13 protein-coding genes are annotated in these 23,546 nt (G+C 62.0%); 8 read left to right on the forward strand and 5 right to left on the reverse strand.

Features of this window, described 5'->3' with window-relative positions; translation table 11 throughout:
• The first annotated feature begins 395 nt into the window (after positions 1–395).
• From Pan216_RS25425 to Pan216_RS25445, 5 genes are all read left to right on the forward strand, one after another.
• A complete protein-coding gene (locus tag Pan216_RS25425; RefSeq protein ID WP_145262633.1) occupies positions 396–1,145 on the forward strand; it encodes an ABC transporter ATP-binding protein in 750 nt (249 codons plus the stop codon).
• Entirely contained in the window at positions 1,142–2,914 is a 1,773-nt protein-coding gene (locus Pan216_RS25430) for a putative ABC transporter permease subunit (RefSeq protein WP_145262635.1), read from the forward strand. Before Pan216_RS25425 ends, Pan216_RS25430 begins: the two co-directional genes overlap by 4 nt.
• A gap of 578 nt (positions 2,915–3,492) precedes the next feature.
• Positions 3,493–5,565: a bifunctional serine/threonine-protein kinase/formylglycine-generating enzyme family protein gene (locus Pan216_RS25435; protein WP_145262637.1), complete on the forward strand. Its 2,073-nt coding sequence runs from the start codon at positions 3,493–3,495 to the stop codon at positions 5,563–5,565.
• 326 nt (positions 5,566–5,891) lie between these two features.
• Positions 5,892–8,645 (forward strand): PAS domain S-box protein, encoded by a 2,754-nt coding sequence (locus Pan216_RS25440; RefSeq protein WP_419192988.1) that lies wholly within the window; start codon positions 5,892–5,894, stop codon positions 8,643–8,645.
• A gap of 138 nt (positions 8,646–8,783) precedes the next feature.
• Positions 8,784–9,233 (forward strand): 6-pyruvoyl trahydropterin synthase family protein, encoded by a 450-nt coding sequence (locus tag Pan216_RS25445; protein ID WP_419192989.1) that lies wholly within the window; start codon positions 8,784–8,786, stop codon positions 9,231–9,233.
• 290 nt (positions 9,234–9,523) lie between these two features.
• Here the strand turns inward: Pan216_RS25445 and rpmB are convergent, their stop codons facing one another.
• On the reverse strand, positions 9,524–9,790 hold the full coding sequence (gene rpmB, locus Pan216_RS25450) for a 50S ribosomal protein L28 (protein WP_145262641.1): 267 nt from the start codon (positions 9,788–9,790) through the stop codon (positions 9,524–9,526).
• A gap of 424 nt (positions 9,791–10,214) precedes the next feature.
• On the opposite strand from rpmB, the gene Pan216_RS25455 reads away from it, so the two are divergent.
• From Pan216_RS25455 to Pan216_RS25465, 3 genes are all read left to right on the forward strand, one after another.
• On the forward strand, positions 10,215–11,783 hold the full coding sequence (locus tag Pan216_RS25455) for a sulfatase family protein (protein WP_145262643.1): 1,569 nt from the start codon (positions 10,215–10,217) through the stop codon (positions 11,781–11,783).
• A 256-nt stretch (positions 11,784–12,039) separates the two neighbouring features.
• Entirely contained in the window at positions 12,040–13,428 is a 1,389-nt protein-coding gene (locus tag Pan216_RS25460) for a sulfatase family protein (RefSeq protein ID WP_419192990.1), read from the forward strand.
• Between the two features lie 283 nt (positions 13,429–13,711).
• The gene (locus tag Pan216_RS25465) at positions 13,712–15,076 is read left to right on the forward strand and encodes a sulfatase family protein (protein ID WP_145262647.1); all 1,365 of its coding nucleotides are present in this window, start codon (positions 13,712–13,714) and stop codon (positions 15,074–15,076) included.
• Positions 15,077–15,126: 50 nt separating this feature from the next.
• Here Pan216_RS25465 and Pan216_RS25470 read toward each other — a convergent pair whose 3' ends face one another.
• The 4 genes from Pan216_RS25470 to Pan216_RS25485 all read right to left on the reverse strand — a co-directional run bounded on the left by Pan216_RS25470 (position 15,127) and on the right by Pan216_RS25485 (position 23,471).
• Positions 15,127–16,233 (reverse strand): esterase/lipase family protein, encoded by a 1,107-nt coding sequence (locus tag Pan216_RS25470; RefSeq protein WP_145262649.1) that lies wholly within the window; start codon positions 16,231–16,233, stop codon positions 15,127–15,129.
• Positions 16,234–16,486: 253 nt separating this feature from the next.
• Positions 16,487–17,362, reverse strand: a complete 876-nt coding sequence (locus tag Pan216_RS25475) for a transglutaminase family protein (RefSeq protein ID WP_145262651.1) — start codon at positions 17,360–17,362, stop codon at positions 16,487–16,489.
• Between the two features lie 4 nt (positions 17,363–17,366).
• Positions 17,367–19,952, reverse strand: coding sequence for a circularly permuted type 2 ATP-grasp protein (locus tag Pan216_RS25480; RefSeq protein ID WP_145262653.1), 2,586 nt, complete (start codon positions 19,950–19,952; stop codon positions 17,367–17,369).
• Between the two features lie 111 nt (positions 19,953–20,063).
• The gene (locus Pan216_RS25485; RefSeq protein WP_145262655.1) at positions 20,064–23,471 is read right to left on the reverse strand and encodes a transglutaminase family protein; all 3,408 of its coding nucleotides are present in this window, start codon (positions 23,469–23,471) and stop codon (positions 20,064–20,066) included.
• Positions 23,472–23,546: the final 75 nt, after the last annotated feature.

The raw sequence follows: 23,546 nt of genomic DNA on the forward strand, positions 1-23,546 counted from the left end.
GCGAGTGCGGGTAAGTTGGTAGGGAACCGCCATTGGCCCGATGGGCGAGCACCCGCGAACATCGGGGTGCGAGGGATCGATCGCTCCGGGGCAATCGCGAGTCGAGGCCGCCACGAACGGTTTCGACGAGACCGATCGCGATGAATGCTGATGACACCGCTTGAACTGGGACCACGTTGTGGCGAGCGGTGTCGTCGTTTCCGTTTCGGATCCCAAGGCGCCGGGAGTGAACGCTCGCTCCTTGCCGGGCCGAGATCCCAGCCACGAGGGGCCGGGGTTACTGACGTCGTCCCCGTGAAGTCCTCGGGTTCGTCCTCCCCTGGAGGAAGGATCCCAGGTTCGGATCACGGGGAGACGAGTTCGACTGACGTTGGATGGGGGGGAAGACAAACCTGATGGCCAACGGTGCCGGCATTGCCATTCAAATCGATCACGTTTCCAAGGACTACGGGAGTAAGCGTGCCGTTCACGAACTGACGCTCGAGATTCCTGAAGGGGAGCTGTTCGCGTGCCTCGGACCCAACGGGGCGGGAAAAACCACCACGATCAAGATGATCACCGGGCTGCTCCGGCCGACCATCGGGCACGTCCACGTCGCGGGATTCGACATGTCGAGTCCGTCGATCGACGCGCGACGAAGCATTAGTTTCGTCCCCGATCAGCCCTACCTCTACGACAAGCTGACCGGTCGCGATTTCATGCAGTTCACCGCCGACATCTACGGCATCAGCCCCGAGCAAGCGGCCGAGTACGGCGAAGAGCTCATTGAAACCTTCGAGATGACGCACTACGTCGACGACTTGGCCGAGACCTATTCGCACGGGATGCGCCAACGGCTCGTCTTCGCCGCCGCCCTGCTCCATCGACCGCGCGTCCTCATCGTCGACGAGCCCATGGTCGGGCTGGATCCCCGCAGTACCCGCATCGTCAAGGATCTCCTGCGCCGGATCACCAACGAAGGCACGACAGTCTTCATGTCGACGCATACGCTCAACATCGCCGAGGAGTTGGCCGACCGGATCGGCATCATCAACCACGGCCGGCTCGTTCGTCTCGGGACGCTCGAGGAACTGCGCTACGCCGGCGCGGATGGTTTGTCCCTTGAGGAGTTCTTCCTCCAAGTGACCGCGGAGGCGGAAGAATGAGCGAAGCGACCGCGATCCCTTTCACGACGCCCCTGCGCACGTCGGATGGTCTTCGACGCCTGCGCTGGCTGTCGTTTCGCAATGACTTGATCCTGAAGTTCACTCGGTCCCGATTCCGCTCGATGCTGGTGGTCATCTTCAGCATCGTCTTCTGGATCGGGCTCTACTTTCTCTTCATGGACGCCTTCGGCTTCCTGTATCGCCATCGGCTCATCAGCGGCTACCTGGTCGAACTGCTCTTCGGACTCTTCTTTGGGTCGCTGCTGGTGATGCTGGTCTTCTCCGCCGGCATCATCCTCTTCGCGGGGTTATTCGCCTCGGAGGAATCCCGCTACTTACTGATCAGTCCGGTCCCGCCCGACATGATCTTCGCGTACAAGTTCCAGGAATCGATGGTCTTTAGCTGCTGGGGCTTCGTTCTACTCGGCAGCCCGCTAATGATCGCCTACGGGGTCATCACGCACGCGCCGCTGATGTTCTACGTACTCTCGCTGCCGTTCTTCGTCTCCTTCGCGCTGATTCCCGGTTCGGTCGGGGCGTTGATCTGCCTCTTCGTCACGCTACTGATGCCGCGACGCAAAAAGGAAGTCCTCGCCGCGCTCATCCTGTTCGTCATCGTGATCGTGGCGATCATCGGCGTCCGCGCCTGGTACTTGATCGAGACGCAGCCGATCTCCCGCGCTTGGCTTCACCGGCTGATGACCGGATTGCAGGTGAGTAACCTCCCGTTCCTGCCAAGTCACTGGATCAGCCGGGGGCTTCTGGCGGCGACCGACGTGAACGGCCTCTCGGTCTCCTTCTTCTACTTGCTCGTGTTGTTGGCCAACGCCTTCTTCGTGCATCTGGTCACCGCGGCGTCCTATTCGCAGTTCTACCGCCACGCTTACGATCGCAACGCCAGCTACCCCGTCGGACGACGTCGCCCACGCTCGCGTTGGCTGCCGAAGGCCGTCGATACCATCTTCTTTCCTCTGAACAAGGCGATCCGGGTGATGATCCTCAAGGACATCCGGATCTTTGTTCGCGACCCGGTGCAGTGGTTGCAGGTGCTCGTCTTCACGTGCCTGCTCATTCTCTACTTGGTGACCCTGGGGAGGATGAATCACTACACGGAGAGTCCCTACTGGCGAAACCTGATCAGTTTCTTCAACCTCTCGGTCACCGCGCTGATCGTTTCGACGTTCACCAGTCGTTTCATTTTTCCGCAGCTCAGCCTCGAGGGGCAGCGAATCTGGATCCTCGGACTGGCCCCCATCAAGCGGGACGCGGTTCTCTGGGGCAAGTTCGCCTTCGCGTCGGGCGGGGCAATCATGGTGACGGTGCTGCTCACGATTATCAGCGCACTTATGCTGAAGATCGGCTGGCTTCTCTTTTGCCTGCACTTGTTCACGAACTTGATTCTCTGCTTTGGAATCTCCGGCATCGCGGTTGGCTTAGGGGCTCGCTTCCCGGAACTGAACCAATCGGACCCGTCGAAGATCGCCGCGGGGTTCGGCGGCACGCTCAACCTCGTCACCAGTCTGCTCTTTATCCTGGTCGTGGTGACGATCATGGTCCTCCCGTGCTACCTCTATGCCATCACGCTCTCGATCGAGCAAGGCCACGCGGCGCTCGACTTCGCCGAAGGCGCGGACCCGGCCGGCCTCTCCTTGAGCGAGTTCCAGTTCTGGCTCGCGGTCAGCATCGTCTCGACGCTCGGCATTGGAGTCTTCGCCACGCTCTTCCCCCTCAAGGTGGGGATGAAGGCGTTTCGCGAGATGGAGTTCTAAGCTGTCTCAAGAGTCGCTCGTCGGCTCGAGGCTCAGCAAGTCCAACGTTTCGCGCCAACGTGGCCAACCGAAGTCGGCAGCGAATCGATCCATGGGCTGCTAGACCAGTGACTCGGTCGACTACAATCAAGGGAACGCCGCGCCGTCACCGCATGGCAAGCCCATCAAGTCCTCCGACAAGCGCGATCGTGCCATGCTTTTGGCGCTCCCATGAGCAAGCACGGAAGCACGTCCCAGCAAGCTGTTGAAGTAAGCGGGCCTGGGCGAGAACAGGTGGTCTCGGCCAAGATCCAGGAGCGACAACGCGGGCGAATCCGTCAATTCGTCAAGTATTTGGGACGCGGAGATTGGTCAAGAGGGCCGTTCGCAGCCAGCATCGAATTGTTCAACGGTCTGGTCTGCTAAACGATGCTATCATTGACTGTCGATCGCGACGAACCTACAGACGGGCGATTGCGGGATCTCTTCGGCGCGAGGGTCCGACATAAGGGAGGCTTCCTCGATGATTGGGAATCCATCGCACCAAAGTCTCGAGGCCGACTGTGTCATCAGATAGCGCGAACTCGAACAACAACTGCATGGATCGTGCTCCGGACATCCCAGGCTTCCGCATCTTGAGACCCATTGGCAGCGGCGGCATGGGCGACGTCTTCCTCGCAAAGCAGGATAGTCTGGGCCGCTCGGTCGCGATCAAGGTGCTTCGTCCGATCCAGGGGACCGACCTGGAGTCGCAGCAAACGCGTTTCCAGCGTGAGGCCCGCATCCTCGGTCAGCTCTCGCACCAGCATGTCGTCGCGGTCTTCGATCAGGGGATGGTCGACGCCTCCCCCTACCTCGTCATGGAGTTCCTCGACGGCGGCAGTCTTCGCCGAAAGTTTCCCAAGGAGGGGCTTCTCCCCGTCTCGGAGTCGCGCCGGCTCCTGCGCGCGATCGCCGACGCCGTCATCTATCTTCATTCGCAACACATTCTCTATCGAGACCTCAAGCCCGAAAACATCCTGCTCGGCAGCGAAGGCGAGGTGAAACTCGGGGACTTCGGCATCGCCGTCTCGAAGGCCGAGATCGGGGAGCTGACCGGGACGTCGGTTCTCGGAACCGAGAGCTACCTCGCTCCCGAACAACGCTATCACCTCCCGGTCGACGAACGGGCCGACCAATATTCCCTCGCCTTCGTCGCCTACGAGATGTTGACCGGGCGGCTTCCCTTGGGCGTGCTCAAGCCCCCCTCGGCGCGAAGCGTGCAGCTCACCGAGGATGTCGATCGCGTTCTCCTTCGCGGACTGCAGGAAGAACCAGAGGACCGTTTCGCGAGTGTCGAGGAGTTCGCCCGCGAACTTGACGCCGCGCTCGCGGCGATCCCCGAGCCGGCCTCGTCGCCCAATCCGACGTTTGGCAACTATGAAAACCCGGGAGCCGCCGATACGGCCTCGAGTCCACAGAACCTGACCGATACGACTCGCTCCGACACCTCGACGGGAGAAGTTCTCGTTCCTCCTCGGTCGCGGTTTCAACGCATCTTGCCCTGGTTGGTCGCCGTGATCGCGATCGCGGTCGTCGCCGATGTCTTGCTGGAGTTGAGGCGCGAGAACTCGGTCGCTCCGCCGAACCCGGGCAACGACGTGGCGAAGGTCGCCAAGAACAAGCCTCAGGCCAACGTCCCGGCGCCGGCGAACAAACCCGCGAACAAGCCCACGGCTCCATCTCCCGCGGCCAAGACAGCCCCACCCGAGGCGGAGAAACCGAAGGAAGGGAAGGCGCCCTACCATTTCACGCAGTATCGTTGGCGAAAGCATCTCGACATTCCGGTGGAAAAGAAAAACTCGATCGGGATGACGATGATTCTCATCCCCCCCGGCGTCTTTCAGATGGGAAGCGAGGATTCGGACAAGGAACGACTGCTGAAAATGCTCCCGCCGATCGACGCCCAGCAACAGCAGAAGCGCGATCAGTACGTCGTCTCGGAGACCCCGAAGCACTCCGTGCGGATTAGCCAGCCCTTCTATCTCGGCGCTCACGAGGTGACGCGCGGCCAGTTTCGCCAGTTCGTCGAGCGGACCGGCTTCACAAGTGAAGCTCTATCCAAGGGAAAGAACACCGACGCGTTGACCCCGATGGCTTGGTGGGTGAAATCGAAACAACTGACCGACGACTGTCCCGCGACCAATGTGAACTGGCACGAAGCGCAAGCCTTCTGCGAGTGGCTCTCCAAGAAGGAGGGCAAGACGTACGCACTTCCGACCGAGGCGGAGTGGGAGTATGCCTGCCGAGCGAACTCGTCCGACGAGTTCTACTGGGGTAACAAGTGGCACGATTTCAAGGACCATGCTTGGGTAGGTGACGTGAAAGGGACACTCAAACCAGTCGGCCTGCTTCAGCCGAATGCCTACGGGCTGTATGACATGATCGGCAATGCCTTTGAGTGGACCGCCGACCGCTACTCGCCAAACTACTACTCCAAGTCCCCGAACACTGACCCAAAAGGTCCATCATCCGGGGAGGAGCGTTCCGTTCGTGGTGGAGCGACCAACACTTTCATGTCCCGGACGCGACCCGCGTCCCGCTACAGCACCCCCCCTAGTGGGAGGTGGAACTTGCACGGATTCCGGGTCAAAGAGGTGATTCCACGAGGCGATTCCAAAACGGAGCAGTAAGTTCATTCGTTGTCACACTGAAATCGTGTAGAGTAGGCAGGAGTAGGGGCCGGGAGAGTGCTGTTGCCGCATCCTCGTCCCTATCATGAACTGACGCACGACTGGAGAGAAGCGACGCGGGCATTTCTTCAGCGACGGAGCTGCCTAACTAGGGCTTTGGGCGCGATCGTCACCCTTGAGCAGCGCGGGGAGGATGTGGCGGACGTCCGCCCCCCTCGTCGAGGGAGCATGGCATCGCCGCCCCCCCCCCTACCCGTCGATCCGTGGTAGCCTCTTCTCGCGACGGATGACGACCCTTCCGAGCAAGCGTTGGCGAAATGGAGCAGTTGCAACAACATCAAGAAGTACTTCACGCCATCTTGCGCGAGATGAACGATGGGATCTTCATCGTTGATCCCGTCGACTTGCGCATCCTGGAAGCCAACCCCATGGCGCAGCGCATGTCGGGTTGGCGCAAGCGTGAGTTGCGTCAACACGCCTTGACCGAACTGATCGAGCCCGAGTCACCAGCCCGAACCCATCGCCTCCTCCACGCGGCTCGAACAACCACCATCTTTCATTCCCGCGAAGGCTATCTCCTTCGCCGTGCCCACGACGAACCCCTTCTGGTCAACGTCAGCATCAGCCGGATCCACACCGATCCGTCACCCCTCTGCCTGGTCATCATTCGCGATGTCAGCGAACGCCGTCATCTTGAGTTGACGCTGCGCGACAAGGAACGCTTCATCAATCACGTGGCAAACGCCACGCCGTACATGATGTACGTCTTCGACACCATCGAACGGCGCAACATCTACGCGAACCAACAGTGCTGCACCTTCTTCGGCTACTCCCAAGAGGAGCTTCAAAGCTTCGGCTCGAGCTTCTTCGAGCGCGTCGTTCACCCCTACGACTACCCCTACGTCGAACAGTTGCTGGGCCGCCATCGCCACGCGCTCGACGACGAAGTGATCGAGGGAGAGTACCGCGTCCGTCACGCTTCGGGGTCTTGGCGCTGGATTCGGGCGCGCGACGTCGTCTTCGTTCGCGACGACGACGGCGCCCCGCGTCAGACCCTCGGAACCGCCGTTGACATCACCGACCAGAAAGAGGGGGAAGTCTCCCTCCTGCGCACGCAGTTCGCCGTCGATCACGCCGCCGACGCGATCTTCTGGACCGAGCAATCCGGTCGCTTGGCGTACGCGAACAACGCGGCCTGTTCCTCCCTGGGCTACAGCCGCCAAGAGCTCCTGTCGCTCCACATCGGCGATATCGATCCTTCCTTCGCCGGCGACGGCTGGCCACAGCACTGGGAAGCGATCAAACGCGATCCCGTTCACGTCTTCGAGTCGAGCTACCGCACCCGATCGGGCCAGCGGATTCCCGTCGAGGTCCAATCGAACTTCCTCGACTTCCGCGGCCAGCCACTTGTTTGTTCGTTCGTACGCGACATCTCCGATCGCCGCTGGGCGGAGCAGCAGCTTCGCACCAGCCAAGAGCAGCTCACGCTCGCGCTCGATGCCTCCAACGTCGGCCTCTGGGACTGGAATCTCGAAACCGACCGCTTCTATTTCAGCGATCAGTGGTACCGGATTCTCCAGTACGAGCCCGGCGAACTGCCGATGGAATACGGCACCTGGGAAAAGCTCGTCCACCCCGAGGATCTCCCCGCGGCGACCGAGACACTTCGGGAGAACCTCGAAGGGCGGGCCCCCGACTACAGCGTCGAGATTCGCATGAAGTCGAAGTCGGGTGCCTGGCAATGGATGCTGACCCGGGCGCGCGTGATCGAGACCGACGAGGAGGGGCACGCGCGGCGCATCGCGGGGGTCCACCTTTCGATCGATTCGCTCAAACGCCACGAGGAGGCGCTGCGCCACGCGAAAGAACAAGCCGAAGCCGCCAACCGGGCCAAAAGCGAGTTCCTCGCCAACATGAGCCACGAGATCCGAACCCCGATGACCGCGATTCTCGGCTTCGCCGATATCGTGCTACAGGAGGCCCGGATCGAGGGGGTCTCGCCAACGTGGCTCGATGCCCTCGACACGATCAAGCGAAACGGCGAGCACCTCGTCCAGATCATCAACGACATCCTCGACCTCTCGAAGATCGAGGCGGGCCGGCTGAGCGTCGATCGTTCGGCGATCCCGCTGCGTCGCTTCATCGACGAAGTCGTCTCCATGATGAGGATTCGGGCGGACACCAAGGGACTGCGACTCACCACCGAGTACCAGGGGGCCGTCCCCGCCGTCGTCGAGTCGGACGCCACCCGCTTGCGCCAAATCCTCATCAACCTGCTCAGCAACGCGGTGAAGTTCACCGACGCCGGGTCGGTCGTCCTTCGCGTCTCGCTCACCGACAAGGAAATGATCCGCTTCGATGTCGCCGACACCGGCATCGGCCTGACGCCACAGCAACAGGTCAGCATCTTCAGCCCCTTCTCGCAAGCCGATGCCTCGACAAGTCGGCGTTTCGGTGGGACGGGGCTCGGGCTGACAATCTGCCAGCGTCTGACGACCTTGCTCCAGGGCACGATCACTGTCGAGAGCAAACCTGGATCGGGGTCGACCTTTTCGGTCGAGATCCCCGCGGGTCGACTCGACGGCGTCCCGCTTCTCGAGGACTCACTCGCCGGAGGCCATGTCGCTGGCGGGCATCTTGCCGACGAACAGAAGAAGCCCATCTCCTACCGGATCTTGCTGGCGGAAGATGGCCCCGACAACCGGCGGCTCATCTCCTTCCACCTCCGCAAGGCCGGAGCCAAGGTGATCCTTGCCCACGATGGACAGGCGGCGGTCGAGGCATCGCTCGCGGCTCGCGCGGCCGGCGAGCCGTTCGACGTCATCCTCATGGACATGCAAATGCCCATCCTCGACGGCTATCAGGCGACCCGCGTCCTCCGCGCCAACGGCATTCGCGAGCCGATCATCGCACTCACGGCTCACGCCATGGCCGGCGATCGGGAGAAGTGCGAGAACGCCGGCTGCGATGACTACTTGAGCAAGCCGATCGATCATCGCGAACTCTCTCGCGTCATCAAGCAACACTACCGGCGCTACCACGGGGGGCCCAACTGCTCCGGTTCGCCACCGGTAACCTGACCTGCCCACCACCAACAGATCTCCCCCCATCCCTCCAGCCTTGGCGAGCAACTCGATACAACACGGGGATGGACCGGCCGCTCGACCGCTCGCGGCGCGTGTCCGAGGAATCTCAATCGAGGGGGGGAAGGGAACACCGTGTCGCTGAGCATCATGAGACGGGTCAAGTTCTGTGCCGGCCATCGCCTGGTCGGGCACGAGGGCAAGTGCGCCCACCTGCACGGCCACAACTACGTCGCCGAGTTCTATGTCACCGGAGATGGCGTCGACAGTGTCGGACGGGTCATCGACTTCAGCGTCCTCAAGACGACCCTCAAGGGATGGATCGACGAACACTGGGATCACGGGTTCGTGGTCTACGAGAAGGACGACAACGCCATCGACCTCCTCGAACAAGCGATCCCCAGACGCTTCTACACACTTCCCTACAACCCAACCTCCGAGAACCTGGCGCGTTACCTCCTTGACGAGGTCTGCCCGAAGCTGCTGCAGCCGCTGGGGGTCATCTGCGATCGAGTCGTTATTTGGGAGTCGGATGAGTCGTGCGCGGCGGCATGTCGCGAGGTTGGCGCCAAGCGAGGGAAGTAGCGAAAGCGCCCAGAACTCCGTCATCCCGAAGGATAGATCCAGCGTGGGACATGCCGCGAGGGGATCCAAGGCGTCGTCGATGTCGGAGAAATAAGGGTACCACCGGCCGATCGTCAGCCGGTGAGGACAGACAGATCTTCTGTCGCCCCGATCTCCGCCAGTTGACGGAAGATCGGAGCCACCACGAGAAGGGATGTCGTTCAAGCGCGAACATCGCGGTTCGGATTTCACGGACCGCGAAGACTCCACCACGGTCCAGCACCGGAAACCGCGAAGGATAGTCTCCCGTTCTAGACGGTGATTTCCTTTACCTCGAACGGCTTGCGAACGACGGGCTTCTCGACGAGGCCCATACGAATCGCCTGCGTGCTGACCGTCATGCGGACCACGCGGCCATCGACCACGGCGCGGACGCGCTGCAAGTTCGGCTTGAACTTCCGACGGGTGATGCCGGTCGTCTTGCGTCCGACACCGCCAAGGTACTTGGCCTTACCACGACGGGAGACACGATTGCCGACACTGGCTCGCTTACCGGTCAGTTGGCATCGACGCGACATGGCGACGACTCCTTCTCTTTCTCTAACGAATCGTTTTGGGGATCGCCGCGGCGGGCTCCCAATCAAGCGTTCCGCGTTGATCGAACCTCGACCTGCGGCAAGACGCGAATGGCTCCCGGCGCGGAAGCTGCGCAATCTCACTCGCGAGCCTATCAGTCTATCAAAAGGCCCCCTACCCGGCAATGGCACGTCGAAGGGCCAAATCGCTCGGCTAAACCACCGACGCCAAGGGTGGCTCCTTCCCCAAGTTCACCGCGTAAACTCCTGTCGGCTTCTTGGTTGCGAGCACGGACCGCCATCGATTATAACCCGTAGGCGACACTGAGCCGGATGGCCGAGCGTGGCGGGACGAACCCCGTTCGATCCGCGTGGACGGCGCATGCGGCGACGTGTTTCCAGCATCTGATCGGAGATTTTAGGGGGAATGGGTGTGAACCGAATCTGTTTCTGTCTCGCAAGCTTTCTGAGCCTGGGGGTTGTCGCTCCCTTGGCGGCCGCCGAAGCCGTCAAGCCCCCGAACATCATCTTCATGTTCGCCGATGACCACGCCTACCAAGCCATTGGCGCCTACGGCTCGAAGATCAACGAAACGCCCAACATCGACCGCTTGGCTCGGGAAGGGATGCTCTTCCTGAACTGCTTCGTGACCAACTCGATTTGCGGCCCCTCGCGGGCGGTCATTCAGACCGGCAAGTACAGCCATCTCAACGGCTTTGTTCGCAACGGCAACTACTTCGACAACAAACAGCAGACCTTCCCCAAGCTGCTTCAGAAGGCCGGCTACCAAACCGCCGTCATCGGCAAATGGCACCTCGCGTCCGATCCCGCTGGCTTCGATTGGTACGAAGTCCTCATCGGCCAGGGCCCTTACTACAACCCGCCGATGAAGACCAACGGCGAGGTCGTCAAGCACACCGGCTACACCACCGAAATCATCACCGAGCAGACGCTCGCGTGGCTCAAGGACAAACGCGATCCCAACAAGCCTTTCATGCTGATGATGCAGCACAAGGCTCCGCACCGGCAATGGGATCCGGGCCCCAAGTACCTCAACAAGTACGACGACAAGAAGATTCCCGAGCCCGAGACGCTCTTCGACGATTACGCCAACCGAGGCACTCCCGCGAAAACCCAGGACATGTCGATCGCCAAGACCATGACCGAGCGCGATCTCAAGCTCGTCCCGCCCAAGAACCTCACGCCGGAACAACTCGAGGTCTGGAACAAGGCCTACGACGAGAAGAACAAAGCCTTCAAGGAGGCCAACCTCGAAGGGGACGAGCTCGTCCGCTGGAAGTATCAGCGCTACATCAAGGACTACCTGCGCTGTATCTCTTCGGTCGACGATAGCGTCGGCGCCGTGCTCGACTATCTCGATAAGTCGGGACTCGCCGACAACACCATCGTCATCTACTCCTCCGACCAGGGCTTCTACCTGGGCGAGCACGGCTGGTTCGACAAGCGCTGGATCTACGAGGAATCGCTCCGGACGCCGTTGCTGGTTCGTTGGCCCGGCGTCGTCAAGGCGGGAAGCGTCAACACCGACATCGTCTCCAACCTCGACTTCGCGGAGACCTTCCTCGACATCGCCGGCGTCAAGGTTCCCAAGGACATGCAAGGTCGTAGCTTGCTGCCGCTGCTCGAGGGCAAGACACCCGAGGACTGGCGCAAGAGCTTCTACTACCACTACTACGAGTATCCCGCCGTCCACAGCGTTCATCGCCACTACGGCGTCGTGACCGATCGCTACAAGTTGATCTACTTCTACCAAATCGGCGAGTGGGAACTCTACGACTTGGAGAAGGATCCCAACGAACTGCGCAACGTCTACGGCGAGAAGGAATACGAAAGTGTCGTCGCCAATCTGAAGAAGGAGCTCACTCGCCTGCGCGAGGAACTCAAGGTCCCCGAGGAAGATCCCGAAGGGGTAAGGCGGCCTCGTCCCAATAGGCAGCAGAACAAGGCAAAAAAAGCGAACAAGCCCGCCGCGTGACGCTGGACCAGCCTGCCATGCCGTCGCGCGCCACGAGCTTTCTGTCGGAAAGCACCGCGACCCGTTAAGAGTGGAGCGGTTGCCGAAAGACGTCCGCGTGTCTTCGGATGCCACTGGCTGCTTGTCAGCCAGTGCGAGAATCATTCGCTCTTCCCGAGCACGCCGCGTCGGCCCCATGCCATCTTCACGGCGTTCCCCCTCCGCGAGGGAACGCCTCTCGCGACCAACGTTACTCGCCCTGGGAGCCTTCTCCACCATGCCTCACGCACGGCCTCTGCTGCTGCTCGTCGCGATCTTCGTTCCGTGTTCGCTGGCGAGCAACGCCCACGCGGAGAACCAGCCACCGAACATCGTCTTTCTGCTCGCCGACGATCAACGTGCCGACTCCCTCGGCTGCATGGGCAACTCGGAGGTACAGACTCCGAACATCGATCGCTTGGCGGCCCGCGGCGTCACCTTCACCGACGCCTTCGTGACGACCGCCATCTGCATGACCAACCGAGCCTGTATCCTGACCGGCCAGTACGCCTCCCGCCACGGCATCTGGGACTTCAGCAAACAGCTCGCTCCGACTCAATTGGCGAACTCCTACCCCGGTGTCCTCCGCAAAGCCGGCTACCGGACCGGCTTCATCGGCAAGTGGGGCGTCGGCAAACCACCCGAAGATCTCTTCGACTACAACAAGGGCTTTCCCGGCCAGGGCAAGTACCTATTCAAAAAGGACGGCAAGACGAGACACTTGACCTCGGTCATGGGTGATCAAGCCATCGAGTTCCTCGGCGGATGCGAGAAAGGCCAACCCTTCTGTCTGTCGGTCAGTTTCAAGGCGCCCCACGTTCAGGACACGCGTGACGTCCATGCGCAACCCTTCCCCCACGATCCCGCGCTGAAGGACCTCTACGCCGACCAGGAGATGCCGGTTCCCGCGTTGGCCGCGCCCAAGCACTTCGCCACCCTGCCGACCTTCTTGCAGAACTCCGAGGCACGGGCGCGATGGGCGGTTCGCTTCTGGGGCCCGGCTCGCTTTCAGGATTCGGTCAAGTCGTACCACCGGCTCATCGCGGGGATCGATCGGGTTGTCGGCCGCATCGTCAAACAGCTCGAGGAGATGGGAGCGGCCGAGAACACCGTGGTCATCTACACCTCCGACCACGGCTTCTACCTCGGCGAGTACGGACTCGCGGGCAAATGGTTCCCCCACGACTTGTCGATCCACATTCCCCTGATCATCGCCGACCCCAGACTCGAAAGGACGCACGGCACCAAGCGCGACGAATTGGTCCTCAGCATCGACTTGGCCCCGACAATGATCCAGCTCGCGGGGCGACAAGTACCCGACGTGGTGCAGGGGAAAAGCTTGCTCCCTCTGCTCGCGAGCGACTCCGATCCCAACTGGCGGTCCGACTTCTACTACGAACACCTCTTCGAACATCGCCTCATCCCCAAGAGCGAGGCGGTCCGCGACGAACGTTGGAAGTACATGCTCTATCCAGAACAAGAGCGAGACAACGAGGCACTCTACGACCTCGAGAACGATCCCGGAGAGACTCGGAACTTGATCGATGACTCAACCAAGCAAGCGGAACTCGAGCGTCTTCGCCAACGTCTCGACGAGTTTCGGTCTCAAGTGCGTTCAGAGCCCTAACAGTCCGTTGATTTAAGCGGGCCAAGGCGAGAACGAGCCGTGTTGGCCAAGATCAAGGAGAAGAAACGCAGGCGAATCCGTCGATTCGTCGAGTTTCTTTGACGCGGACATTGGCCAAAAGGGACGTTCGTATCCGGCAGCGAATTGATCAACGGGCTGCTAGGACACCGGCCCATCCAAGTTCCGGGGTGCCACTGGCTGCTTGTCAGCCAGTGCCAAAGGGTTACACCAACACGAACGCCAACACCAACTTCCAGTCGGAACAGGACACTAGGACACCCCCATGCCCACTTGTTTGCTCACCGCTCTCTGTTCCCTCCTCGGGTTCGGCGCTCTCCAAGCCGCGGAGACCAACAAGCCCCCCAACATCGTCGTCATCCTCGTCGACGACTTGGGCTACGGCGATCTAGCCTGCCAGGGGGCCAAGGACCTACAAACGCCTCACGTCGATGGGTTGATCGCCAACGGCATGAAACTCAACCACTTCTACGCCAACTCGCCCGTCTGCTCGCCAACTAGGGCGGCGCTGCTGACCGGTTGCTATCCTTCCGTCGCGGGTGTTCCCGGCGTTATCCGGACTCATCCGGAAAATAGCTGGGGCTACCTGCGGCCCGACCTGCCGCTCCTCTCCACGATGCTCAAGCGCAACGGCTACCACACCGCGATCGTCGGCAAATGGCATCTCGGGCTCGAAGCGCCCAACATTCCCACCAAGCGTGGCTTCGATCTCTTCCAAGGCTACCTCGGCGACATGATGGACGACTACACCACCCATCTCCGTCACGACATCAACTACATGCGACTCAACGAGACGGAGATTGATCCGAAGGGGCACGCCACCGACATCTTCTCGACCTGGGCCGTCAACTACATCAACGACCGAGCCAAGAAGCAGGAGCCCTTCTTTCTGTACCTCGCCTACAACGCCCCACACACGCCGATCCAGCCCCCGGATTCCTGGCTCAAGCTGGTGAAGAAGAAGCAGCCGGGCATCAGCGACAAGCGGGCCAAACTCGTCGCCCTGATCGAGCATCTCGACAAGGGGATTGGCGAGGTCCTGCACGCGATCAAGTCCGCGGGCATCGACGAGCGAACCGTCGTCGTCTTCACCTCCGACAACGGCGGACAGTGCGACGTCGGCGCCAACAACGGCAAGCTTCACGGCTGCAAGGGCGAGATGTACGAGGGGGGCTTGCGCGTCCCCGCGAGCGTCACCTGGCCTGGTCACATCAAGCCGGGTGTCTCCCACGACGGAGTCTTCCTCACGATGGATCTCTTTCCCACCCTCTGCGAGGTGGCAGGGGTTCCGGTCAAGCACCGCATCGATGGGCAATCGTTCGCCGGGGTGCTCAAGGGTGACTTGAAGCCATTTCCCCAGAGGGATCTGTACTGGGAGCGCCGCGAAGGGGGCAAGTTCGACGGACTGACGATTCAAGCGGTTCGGCGTGGGAACTGGAAGCTGCTTCACAACAGTCCGTTCGAGCCAATGAAGCTTTTCAACCTCAACAATGACCCGCGCGAACAGTTCGACTTGATGAAGACCAGGCCCAAGGAAGTTCAGGCCCTTTCTTCGCTCCTTCGCAAGCATATTCAACGCGGGGGCGCCGTTCCATGGCAGAAACCTACCCCTCCCCTCACGTCGCCGTGACGATTGCATGACAGGCTTTGCTCGAAGCCGACAACACGACCGCTTCGCCTCTACCCATCCAGCGGCAGTGGCGTCCTTCGGGCACGCGATCGCAGATAGCCATGACGGAGGAAGTTGACCGTCATTCGACGCACGCTCGGGGCGTAGGAAAGCATCGGATGGATGCCGCACACCAAGGCGAAGTCACTCGCTCCCGGGACCTTCGTGCTCTCCACGCTCACGGTGAAGTCATCGTTCCCGGAGACGATACCACTATAGCCCCAGCCTCCCGGCGATCCGCCGGCGATGACGGCGAACTCGACGGGCAACGTCCTTGGCAGCTTGGCGGCGATCCCCTCCTTCCCCGGCACGAGTTGGACGCCCGACGGGCCGAAGAGGCGCTCGAAGAGCTTGGTTCGTCGGTGAAAGAACGCGGCCTTCTCCGCTCCCTGATTGGGACATGCCACCAGCACCGCCCGCTCGACGCGTTGCTTGTCATGCCGAGCCAGGCAACTGCGGATGACCAATCCCCCCATGCTATAGCCGACGAGGTGGATCCGACGGTGCCGGCTCAGTCCGGCGAGCACTTCCGCGAGATGGTCGGCATGGTCCTCGATCGGAGCATGCTGGCTCGCGTACTCGAAGCTGTACGTCGAGTAGCCACTTCGTTTCAAATGCTTGGCCAACAGCCGAAGCGAGTGCCGGTTGTCGGAGAGTCCGTGGACCAAGACGACCGCGTCGCGTTCGGCCTTCTCGCGAGCCGAACCGCCAACCCGTTGGCGAAGCGTCTTGAAACACTGCTCCTTGGTCCCTTTCGCGTGGCGGAGGCTGTAGGGTCCGATCAGTTGATAGAGCTCTGTTCCCGCACGCTGCTGAATCCTCCAGGGGCCTTCGAGATAGACATCGCTCCAGAAAACGACGCCCCCGAGTGTTGGCTGCGGCCAACGGAAGAGTCGCCGCCCGGAGGAATTCGGTTGGCTCTCCGGCTTCGTGGGCAACGTCGCCTCCCTGTCTTGCTCCTCGGAAGCGACGAGCTGCTCGTCTCGCTGCGCGGAGACTGATGGCTCGTCCTGCTGCGCGGAGACTGATGGCTCGTCCTGCTGCGCGGAGACTGATGGCTCGTCTCGCTGCGCGGACGAGGGATCAGGCCAGCAAGTCGCCACCGATACTTGTGCCATTTCGCCTCCTTGGCCTTCCGTTGCGACGATTTCGCATGATCCACTCTAGCAGCGACGCCGCGGTTCGCAATCGTTCGCAACCGGGGCGGCGAGCGTTCGAACACCGTTCTGCTGGTCCAGCCTCGAGACCTCGACACGGGATCCCGACATACCGAATCAACCGAACCGGGAGGAGTTCTCGTGCATCGCCAGGCTCGAGGCATCGGGTGCCATTGGCGCCTCGTCACTCAAGGAAAACGGTTCGACGCGGGGTTCAAGCAACAGGCTGGACGTCGACGCCGACACTCATGCCGTGATGGCCCCCGCCGACGAAGACTCCCTGGATGGGACAGACGTCACTGTAGTCGCGGCCCCAGGCGACGGTGATGTGATCGGTGTCGGGCATCACGTCGTTGGTCGGATCGAAGTCGATCCAACCGCTCTCGCCGCAAAAGACCGAGATCCACGCATGCGAGGCGTCGGCCCCGACGAGGCGAGGTTGTCCCTCGGGGCTGACGGTGCGCAGGTAGCCGCTGACGTAACGGGCGGCGAGCCCCATCGAGCGAAGACAGCAGATCTGGATGTGGGCGAAGTCCTGACAGACGCCGTGCCGCTGGCGAAAGGCCTCCTCGATGGGAGTGTACATCGTCGTCGCCTTGGGATCGTAGGTGAAGTCGGCGTGGATCCGAGAGGTCAAATCCATCACCCCCTCCAACACGGGCCTCCCCTTGGGGAACGAGGTTTTCGCGTAGTCGGCCAGCGCCGGGACTTGCGGGATGTTCGGCGAGGGAAAGGTGTGCTGGTAGGCATCCAGAAACCGCGGCTCGCGAACGGTCTTGATGCGCGTCGCCAGCTCGCTCCATGCGGGCGATTCCTTCAGCTTCTGCTTCGGCCGGGGCATGACGTTGACGCGGCTCGTCGCGGTCACGGTCAGTCCGTGATGAGCCTCCTGGATCGAAAAGAAGTCGATCGTGTTTCCGAAGTAGTCGAGTCGTCGGCCTCGGACCGCGGGCATGGGATGAATCAACAGTCGGTGCTCTTCGCACTTCTGCTGGACACCATCGCGTGGGCAGAGGTGGACCTGGTTGTGGCAAACCGGAACCGACTCGGTGTAGGAGTATTTGGTCGTGTGCGAGATCTTGTACTTCATGGGACTACTCGGGACGGATGGTCGAGAGTTGCTGCGCCGGTCCGACATGCATGAGGTACTTATGGGAAATCGCGTCGCTCAGTCGAGGCAACGTGACTTCCAGCTCGGTCATCAAGTTGCGCAAGGGGTCATCCTCTTCGAATTGATCGAAGCGGGCGAGTTCGTGGACGTCGGCCATGCGAATCGCGTGCAGCGCCGCCATCGCCAATCGCTGCTCGGTGCCGTAGAGCGGTTTCGAGCGATCGCGGGGAAGCGCCTCGACGTGACGAACTAACTGAAGGAGTTGGTGCGCCAGCGAGCGGGGGTTGGTCTCGTCGGTGAGCACGAGATCGAGCACCGCCGCCATCTGCAAGTTCGCCAGATACCGCGAGCGATACGTCATCCGGCTGTCGGCCACTTCGAGGAGCGCTTCGAGGATGGGGCCCTGAACTTGCCCGACGTCGACGAAGGAACTCTTCACGAGCCCGATCGTCTGCATGCATCGCTCCACCCGCCGGCCGATGTCGAGAAAGCGCCACGAATGGGTCCGCGTCATGCTCTCCATCACCATGCCCCCGAAGGCGGCGAGATCGATGATCACCTCGTCGAACAACTCGATGAGCGACGAGAGATCGACGTGCCCCGTCGCCGACGGGCGAAAACGCTCGTCAATGCGGTGAATGATGTGCCAACTGTCGACGGAGATGCGATCGCGCACGATCGAGGCCGAGCGACAAAGACGTTCGATCGTCGAGCGCAAACTCATCGGTTGGCTCAGATCGAAGACGATGTTCGGAAGGACTCGCTCGATCGAGGGCAGGTGTTCCTTGATGCCGTCGACGACGTATCCCGGTTCGATCTGGCCCTGCTCGGCGACCACGCGCAGCAGGACGGGAATCTCGACCATCGCCGCCCAGGGGATTTCGCTGGTCAGTCGCAGCGTCAGGGCGCGAAGCACCCTGGCCGCGGCATCGGCTCGTTCCAGGTTCCGCCCCAACCAGTAGAGGTTGTCGGCGACTCGGCTTGGAAGTTCGACGCCGCCGCGACGCAGCTCGATCGCATGCCCCGGCTTCTGCAGCAGCGTGATCGGACGGACGGGGCCCTCCGAGAGGATCCACGTGTCCTTGCTACCCTCTCCCTCCCAGGACGAGGCGGGCGGCGGTTGCGTCGAGGGCGAGATCCGCGCCAGCCCCCCTTGCATCACCTTGTAGGAATCGTTCGAGGAGACCAAAAAGGCCCGCAGGGTCACGTGCGCGGGCACCATGGTGCGGTCCATCCACGCGGGACAGGACGAGCGCGACACTTGCTCTTGAGCGACATAGTCCCTGGGACGAGCCTTGATCCGCGCCGCCAGTTCCTCGCGCGGCAGACTGTTGAGACGTTCGCTCATCCGCTTGCCGCCCCCCCGCTGCCGAAACGCGGGCCGGATGGTGACGCGATCGAGTCGCTCGAGCACGAACTTCAGGACGCTCGGATCGCCGCACCACCATGTCGCGACGCCGGGAATCTTGAGGCTCTCCCCGAGTAGGATGCGAGCCAGTTGCGGCAGGAACGCCATGAAGATCGGCGACTCGACCAGTCCGCTTCCCAGCGCGTTGGCGAAGGAGACATTCCCGCAGCGCACCGCCTGCAAGAGCCCCGCGGCCCCGACTTGCGAATCCCCCTCCAGTTCGAGCGGGTCACAGGAGCCACTGTTGGGACGGCGGAGAATGACATCGATCGGCAAAAGCCCGCCGAGCGTCTTGAGCATGACCTGGTTGTTGCGCAGCGCCAAGTCGCCCCCCTCGACGAGGGTGTACCCGAGATAACGGGCCAGGTAGGCGTCTTCAAAGTAGTGGGCGTGATCGGGCCCGTTCGTCAAGAGGACGATGCGCGGATTGTCGCGATGCTGGCGTGCCAGCGAATGCAGCTTCTCCTGCAGGGCGATGAAATAGGGGGCCAGCCGCTCGGTGTGACACTTGCGGAAGATGTCGGGGAGCATGCGGGAGATGACCAAGCGGTTCTCCAGCGCGTATCCGGTTCCCGAAGGGGCCTCGGTGCGATCGGCGAGAATCCACCACTTCCCATCGGGGGCCCGCGCCAAGTCGGCCGCATAGAGGTGCAGGAAGACATCGTCGGGGACGCGCTGTCCGTGAAGCGGGCGGTGAAACCCGGGATGCGAGAAGAGGATCTCCGGGGGAAGCAGACCTCGGCGGAGCAATTCCTGGGGGCCATAGAGGTCGGCCAGGATCCGGTTGAGCAAGACGGCGCGCTGCTCGAGGGCCGCCGAAACCACGCGCCACTCCTGCGAGGAAATCAGCAGGGGGATCGCGTCGAGGTTCCACGGACGCGGCTGGTCGTGCGGATCGCCGAACGGACTGTAGGTGATGCCGTTCTCGTGGACGAGTCGTTGGGCCTGCCGCCAGCGTTCGCGAAACTCCGCCGGGCGAATGCGCGCGAACTCCTCCCCGAAGAGCTCCACGTGTTTGCGGGCGACGCCCTTCTGGGAAAAGTGCTCGTCGTAGGTATTCGAGCGAGGCTCATAGCCCGCGAACAGGCCGTGCGCCGAGACAGTCCGCGCGGAGACTGAGTCAGCCAAATCACCCTGGGAAACGGAGGCCTTATTGGTCATAAGCTATGCACGTTCATGGACGAGAACGAACCGGTGGTCATACACCAGCCATTCTAGCAGAACGGCTCTCCCTTGAAATGTTGGCGCTGGATCGATTCGGGCGATGCCCGATCAGCCCCCCGCGTTGGCCCTGCCACGACGGAGATCCAGCGTAAAGGGAAAATTGGGATTATGTTCCGCATTCGGTGTCATCAGCGTGCCACCGGTGTGTCCGATATCCGCGAACCGGGCCGCCCGCCGACTTTCCGCCTCGTTGGCGTTGACGGGGAAACTCTCGGGATTCAACCCGCCCGGATGGCCCACGTAGTAGCGACAACCACCAAGGGAACGGTGAAGCCACGTGTCGAGGATGTCGAAAATCAGCGGCTCATCGACCGGAATCGTCGGGTGCAAGCAGCTCGGCGGCTGCCACGCCCGATAGCGAACGCCGGCGACGAACTCCCCCACGGTCCCGGTCGGCTGTAGTGGCACTTGCCGACCGTTGCACGTGACCAGATGACGCGGGTCGGCCATGCCGCTCACTTTAACCTGCATCCGCTCCACGGAGGAGTCGACGTAGCGTGAGGTTCCCCCCATCGCGTTCTGCTCCCCGAGGACATACCACGGTTCGATCGCTTCCCGCAGTTCGAGATGGACGCCGCGATGGGCGATCTCGCCGATCTTCGGGAAACGGAACTCGAAGTGGGGCGCGAACCAGTCCGTATCGAACGAAAGCCCAAACCGATTCGTCTCCTCGACGACGTCCTCGAAGTCCTGCTTGAGGAAGTGAGGCAGGAGGAACCGGTCGTGAATCCCCGTTCCCCACTCGACCAGTTTGTCGCGGTAGGGCTCGTTCCAAAACCGGGCGACGAGGCCACGAAGCAGTAGCTGTTGCGTCAGGCTCATGCGAGCGTGCGGCGGCATCTCGAAGGCCCGAAACTCGACCAACCCCAGACGCCCCGTGCTCGATTCGGGCGAGAAGAGCTTGTCGATGCAGAACTCCGAACGGTGCGTGTTGCCGGTCAAGTCGACCAGGAGATTGCGGAAGACCCGGTCGGTCACCCATGGGGCGATCGTCCCCTGATCGGGCACTTGCTCGAACGCGATCTGCAACTCATAGATCGCGTCGCGGCGTCCCTCGTCGACGCGCGGCGCCTGGCTGGTCGGGCCGACGAATTTTCCCGAGAAGAGGTACGAGAGCGAAGGATGGTTGTGCCAGTAGCCGACGAGGCTTCGCAGAAGATCGGGCCGGCGCAGGAAGGGGCTGTCGGCGGGCGACGGCCCTCCGAGGACAACGTGGTTGCCGCCGCCGGTGCCGGTGTGCGTTCCGTCCTGGTCGAACTTCTCGGTCCCGAGGCGCGATTGGTGAGCATCCTCGTAGATGCCGGTGGTGATGCCGACCAGTTCGTCCCAGTCGTGAGCGGGCTGGACGTTGACCTCGATCACGCCGGGGTCGGGCGTGAGCGAGAGATGGTTGATCCGTTGGTCGTGGGGCGGCAGATAGCCTTCGATAACGACGGGCGCTCCGAGGGCCTCGGCGGTCTCCTCGACAGCGGCCACCAGGTGCAGATAGGCTTCAAGTCGCTCGGTCGGCGGCATGAAGACGTGTAAGCGGCCATCGCGCGGCTCGACGCAAAGCGCCGTGCGGATGATGTCCGACGGACCGGCGAACGAGGACGAGAAGTACGGATGCTGGAAGTCGAAGTCCTTCTCCTCTCCGTTGGCCTCGTGGAAGCCGTCGCCACCGCCGTCACCACCGACTTGGTGGCTGACCAGGGCCGGGCGTCGACGTCGTCCGAGAGCCGCGCCGGGAATCGAGTGTTGCCGCCGGAGTTCGTCGTACAGCGGAAGCGGCTCGCGTGGAGCCAGCGGATCGAGGGGCGCGGTCAGCGCCGGATCGTTCTCCGTTCCCACCCACGTAAGCGATTCGAGCGGAAGTCGCAGCCCCATCGGCGAATCGCCGGGAACCAGAAAGAGCTCCTCGGAGCGAACCGGCCACAAGCCACTGCGCCAGCAGGGTTCCGCCAGCCACCACTGAAACTGCAACGGCAGCACGCAGCCGATCGGCGAGGTGATGCCCTGCTCGAAGACTTTTGCCAATCGGGCGCGCTCTTGCTCGTCCTCGAGCTTCGAATCGTGAACGTTGACGTTGGACGGAAGCCGCCGTTCCTTCCAGGCGTAGTAGAGGACGTCCTCGTAGCCGAGGCTGACGTGATCCGGATTGACGGCGAGGCGTTGGGCCACCTCGGTGCTGAATCGCTCGGCGAGGGAAACGTCGTGCCCGTAGTGTTGATTGGGATCGGCGAGGAGGTCCGGATTCCGCCAGATCGGCTCTTGGTCCCTCCGCCAGTAGCAGCGCAGAGCCCATCGAGGCAGCGGCTCCCCTGGGTACCACTTCCCCTGCCCGAAGTGGAGCAACCCACCCGTCGAGAAGCGATCCTTGAGTTTGTAGAGCAGCGACGTGGCGAGCTTGAGCTTCGTCGGACCGACCGCCTCCGTGGTCCACTCGGGCGACTCCATGTCGTCGACCGAGACGAAGGTCGGCTCGCCCCCCATGGTCAAGCGAACGTCGCCGTCGAGCAGCAGCCGGTCGACATCGTGACCGAGCAACTCGATGGTGCGCCACGTCTCCTCGGTATAGGGTTTGGTGACGCGCGGGTCCTCGTGGATCCGCTTGACCGACATCGCGAAGTCGAAGGTGTGATTGCACTCGCCGATCGAACCGGTAATCGGGGCGGCGCTGGCCGGTTCCGGCGTGCATGCCAGCGGGATGTGCCCCTCGCCGGCCAACAGCCCCGACGTCGGATCGAGCCCGACCCAGCCGGCACCCGGCAAGTAGACCTCCGCCCACGCGTGCAAGTCGGTGAAGTCGTTCTCCGGTCCCTCCGGTCCATCGAGCGGCTTGACGTCGGCGCTCAATTGGATCAAGTAGCCCGACACGAAGCGCGCGGCCATTCCGAGGTGCCGCAAGATCTGCACCAACAGCCACGCGGAGTCGCGGCACGAACCACTCCCCTTCGTCAGCGTCTCCTCGCAGGTTTGGACGCCGGGCTCCATTCGGACGAGATAGCTCACCTCCTTCTGGAGCCTTTGGTTGAGTTCGACGAGAACATCGACCGTCTTGCCGGAAATCCCTCGGACGCTCTCAAGCCAGGCGTTGAGTTTGGGCCCCGCGGTGACGAGTTCGCGAAACGGCTTCAGTTCGCTCGCCAGCCAATCGGCGTACTCGAACGGATAGCGCTCCACGGAGGACTCGAGAAAGAAGTCGAAGGGATTGATGACCGTCATCTCGGCGGTCAAGTCGACCTGGATATCGAAGTGATCGATCTTCTCGTTGAAGATCAGTCGCGCGAGGTAGTTGCCCTGCGGATCTTGCTGCCAATTGACGAAATGCTTGCTGGGACTGATCTTCAGCGAGTAGCTGTTGATCGGGGTTCGACTGTGAGGGGCCGGCCGCAAGCGAACGATCTGCGGCGAGACCCCGATGAGTCGGTCGTACTTGTAAGTCGTCTTGTGGTGAAGCGCAACGCGAATCGTCATGGAATCTCACGCCTGTGACAGTGGGTACGTCGCGCTGACCTCCCGTCAACTGGACGTTGTTCATCAAGTAAGCAA

The sequence above is a fragment of the Kolteria novifilia genome, from assembly GCA_007748055.1.
GTDB lineage: Bacteria > Planctomycetota > Planctomycetia > Kolteriales > Kolteriaceae > Kolteria > Kolteria novifilia.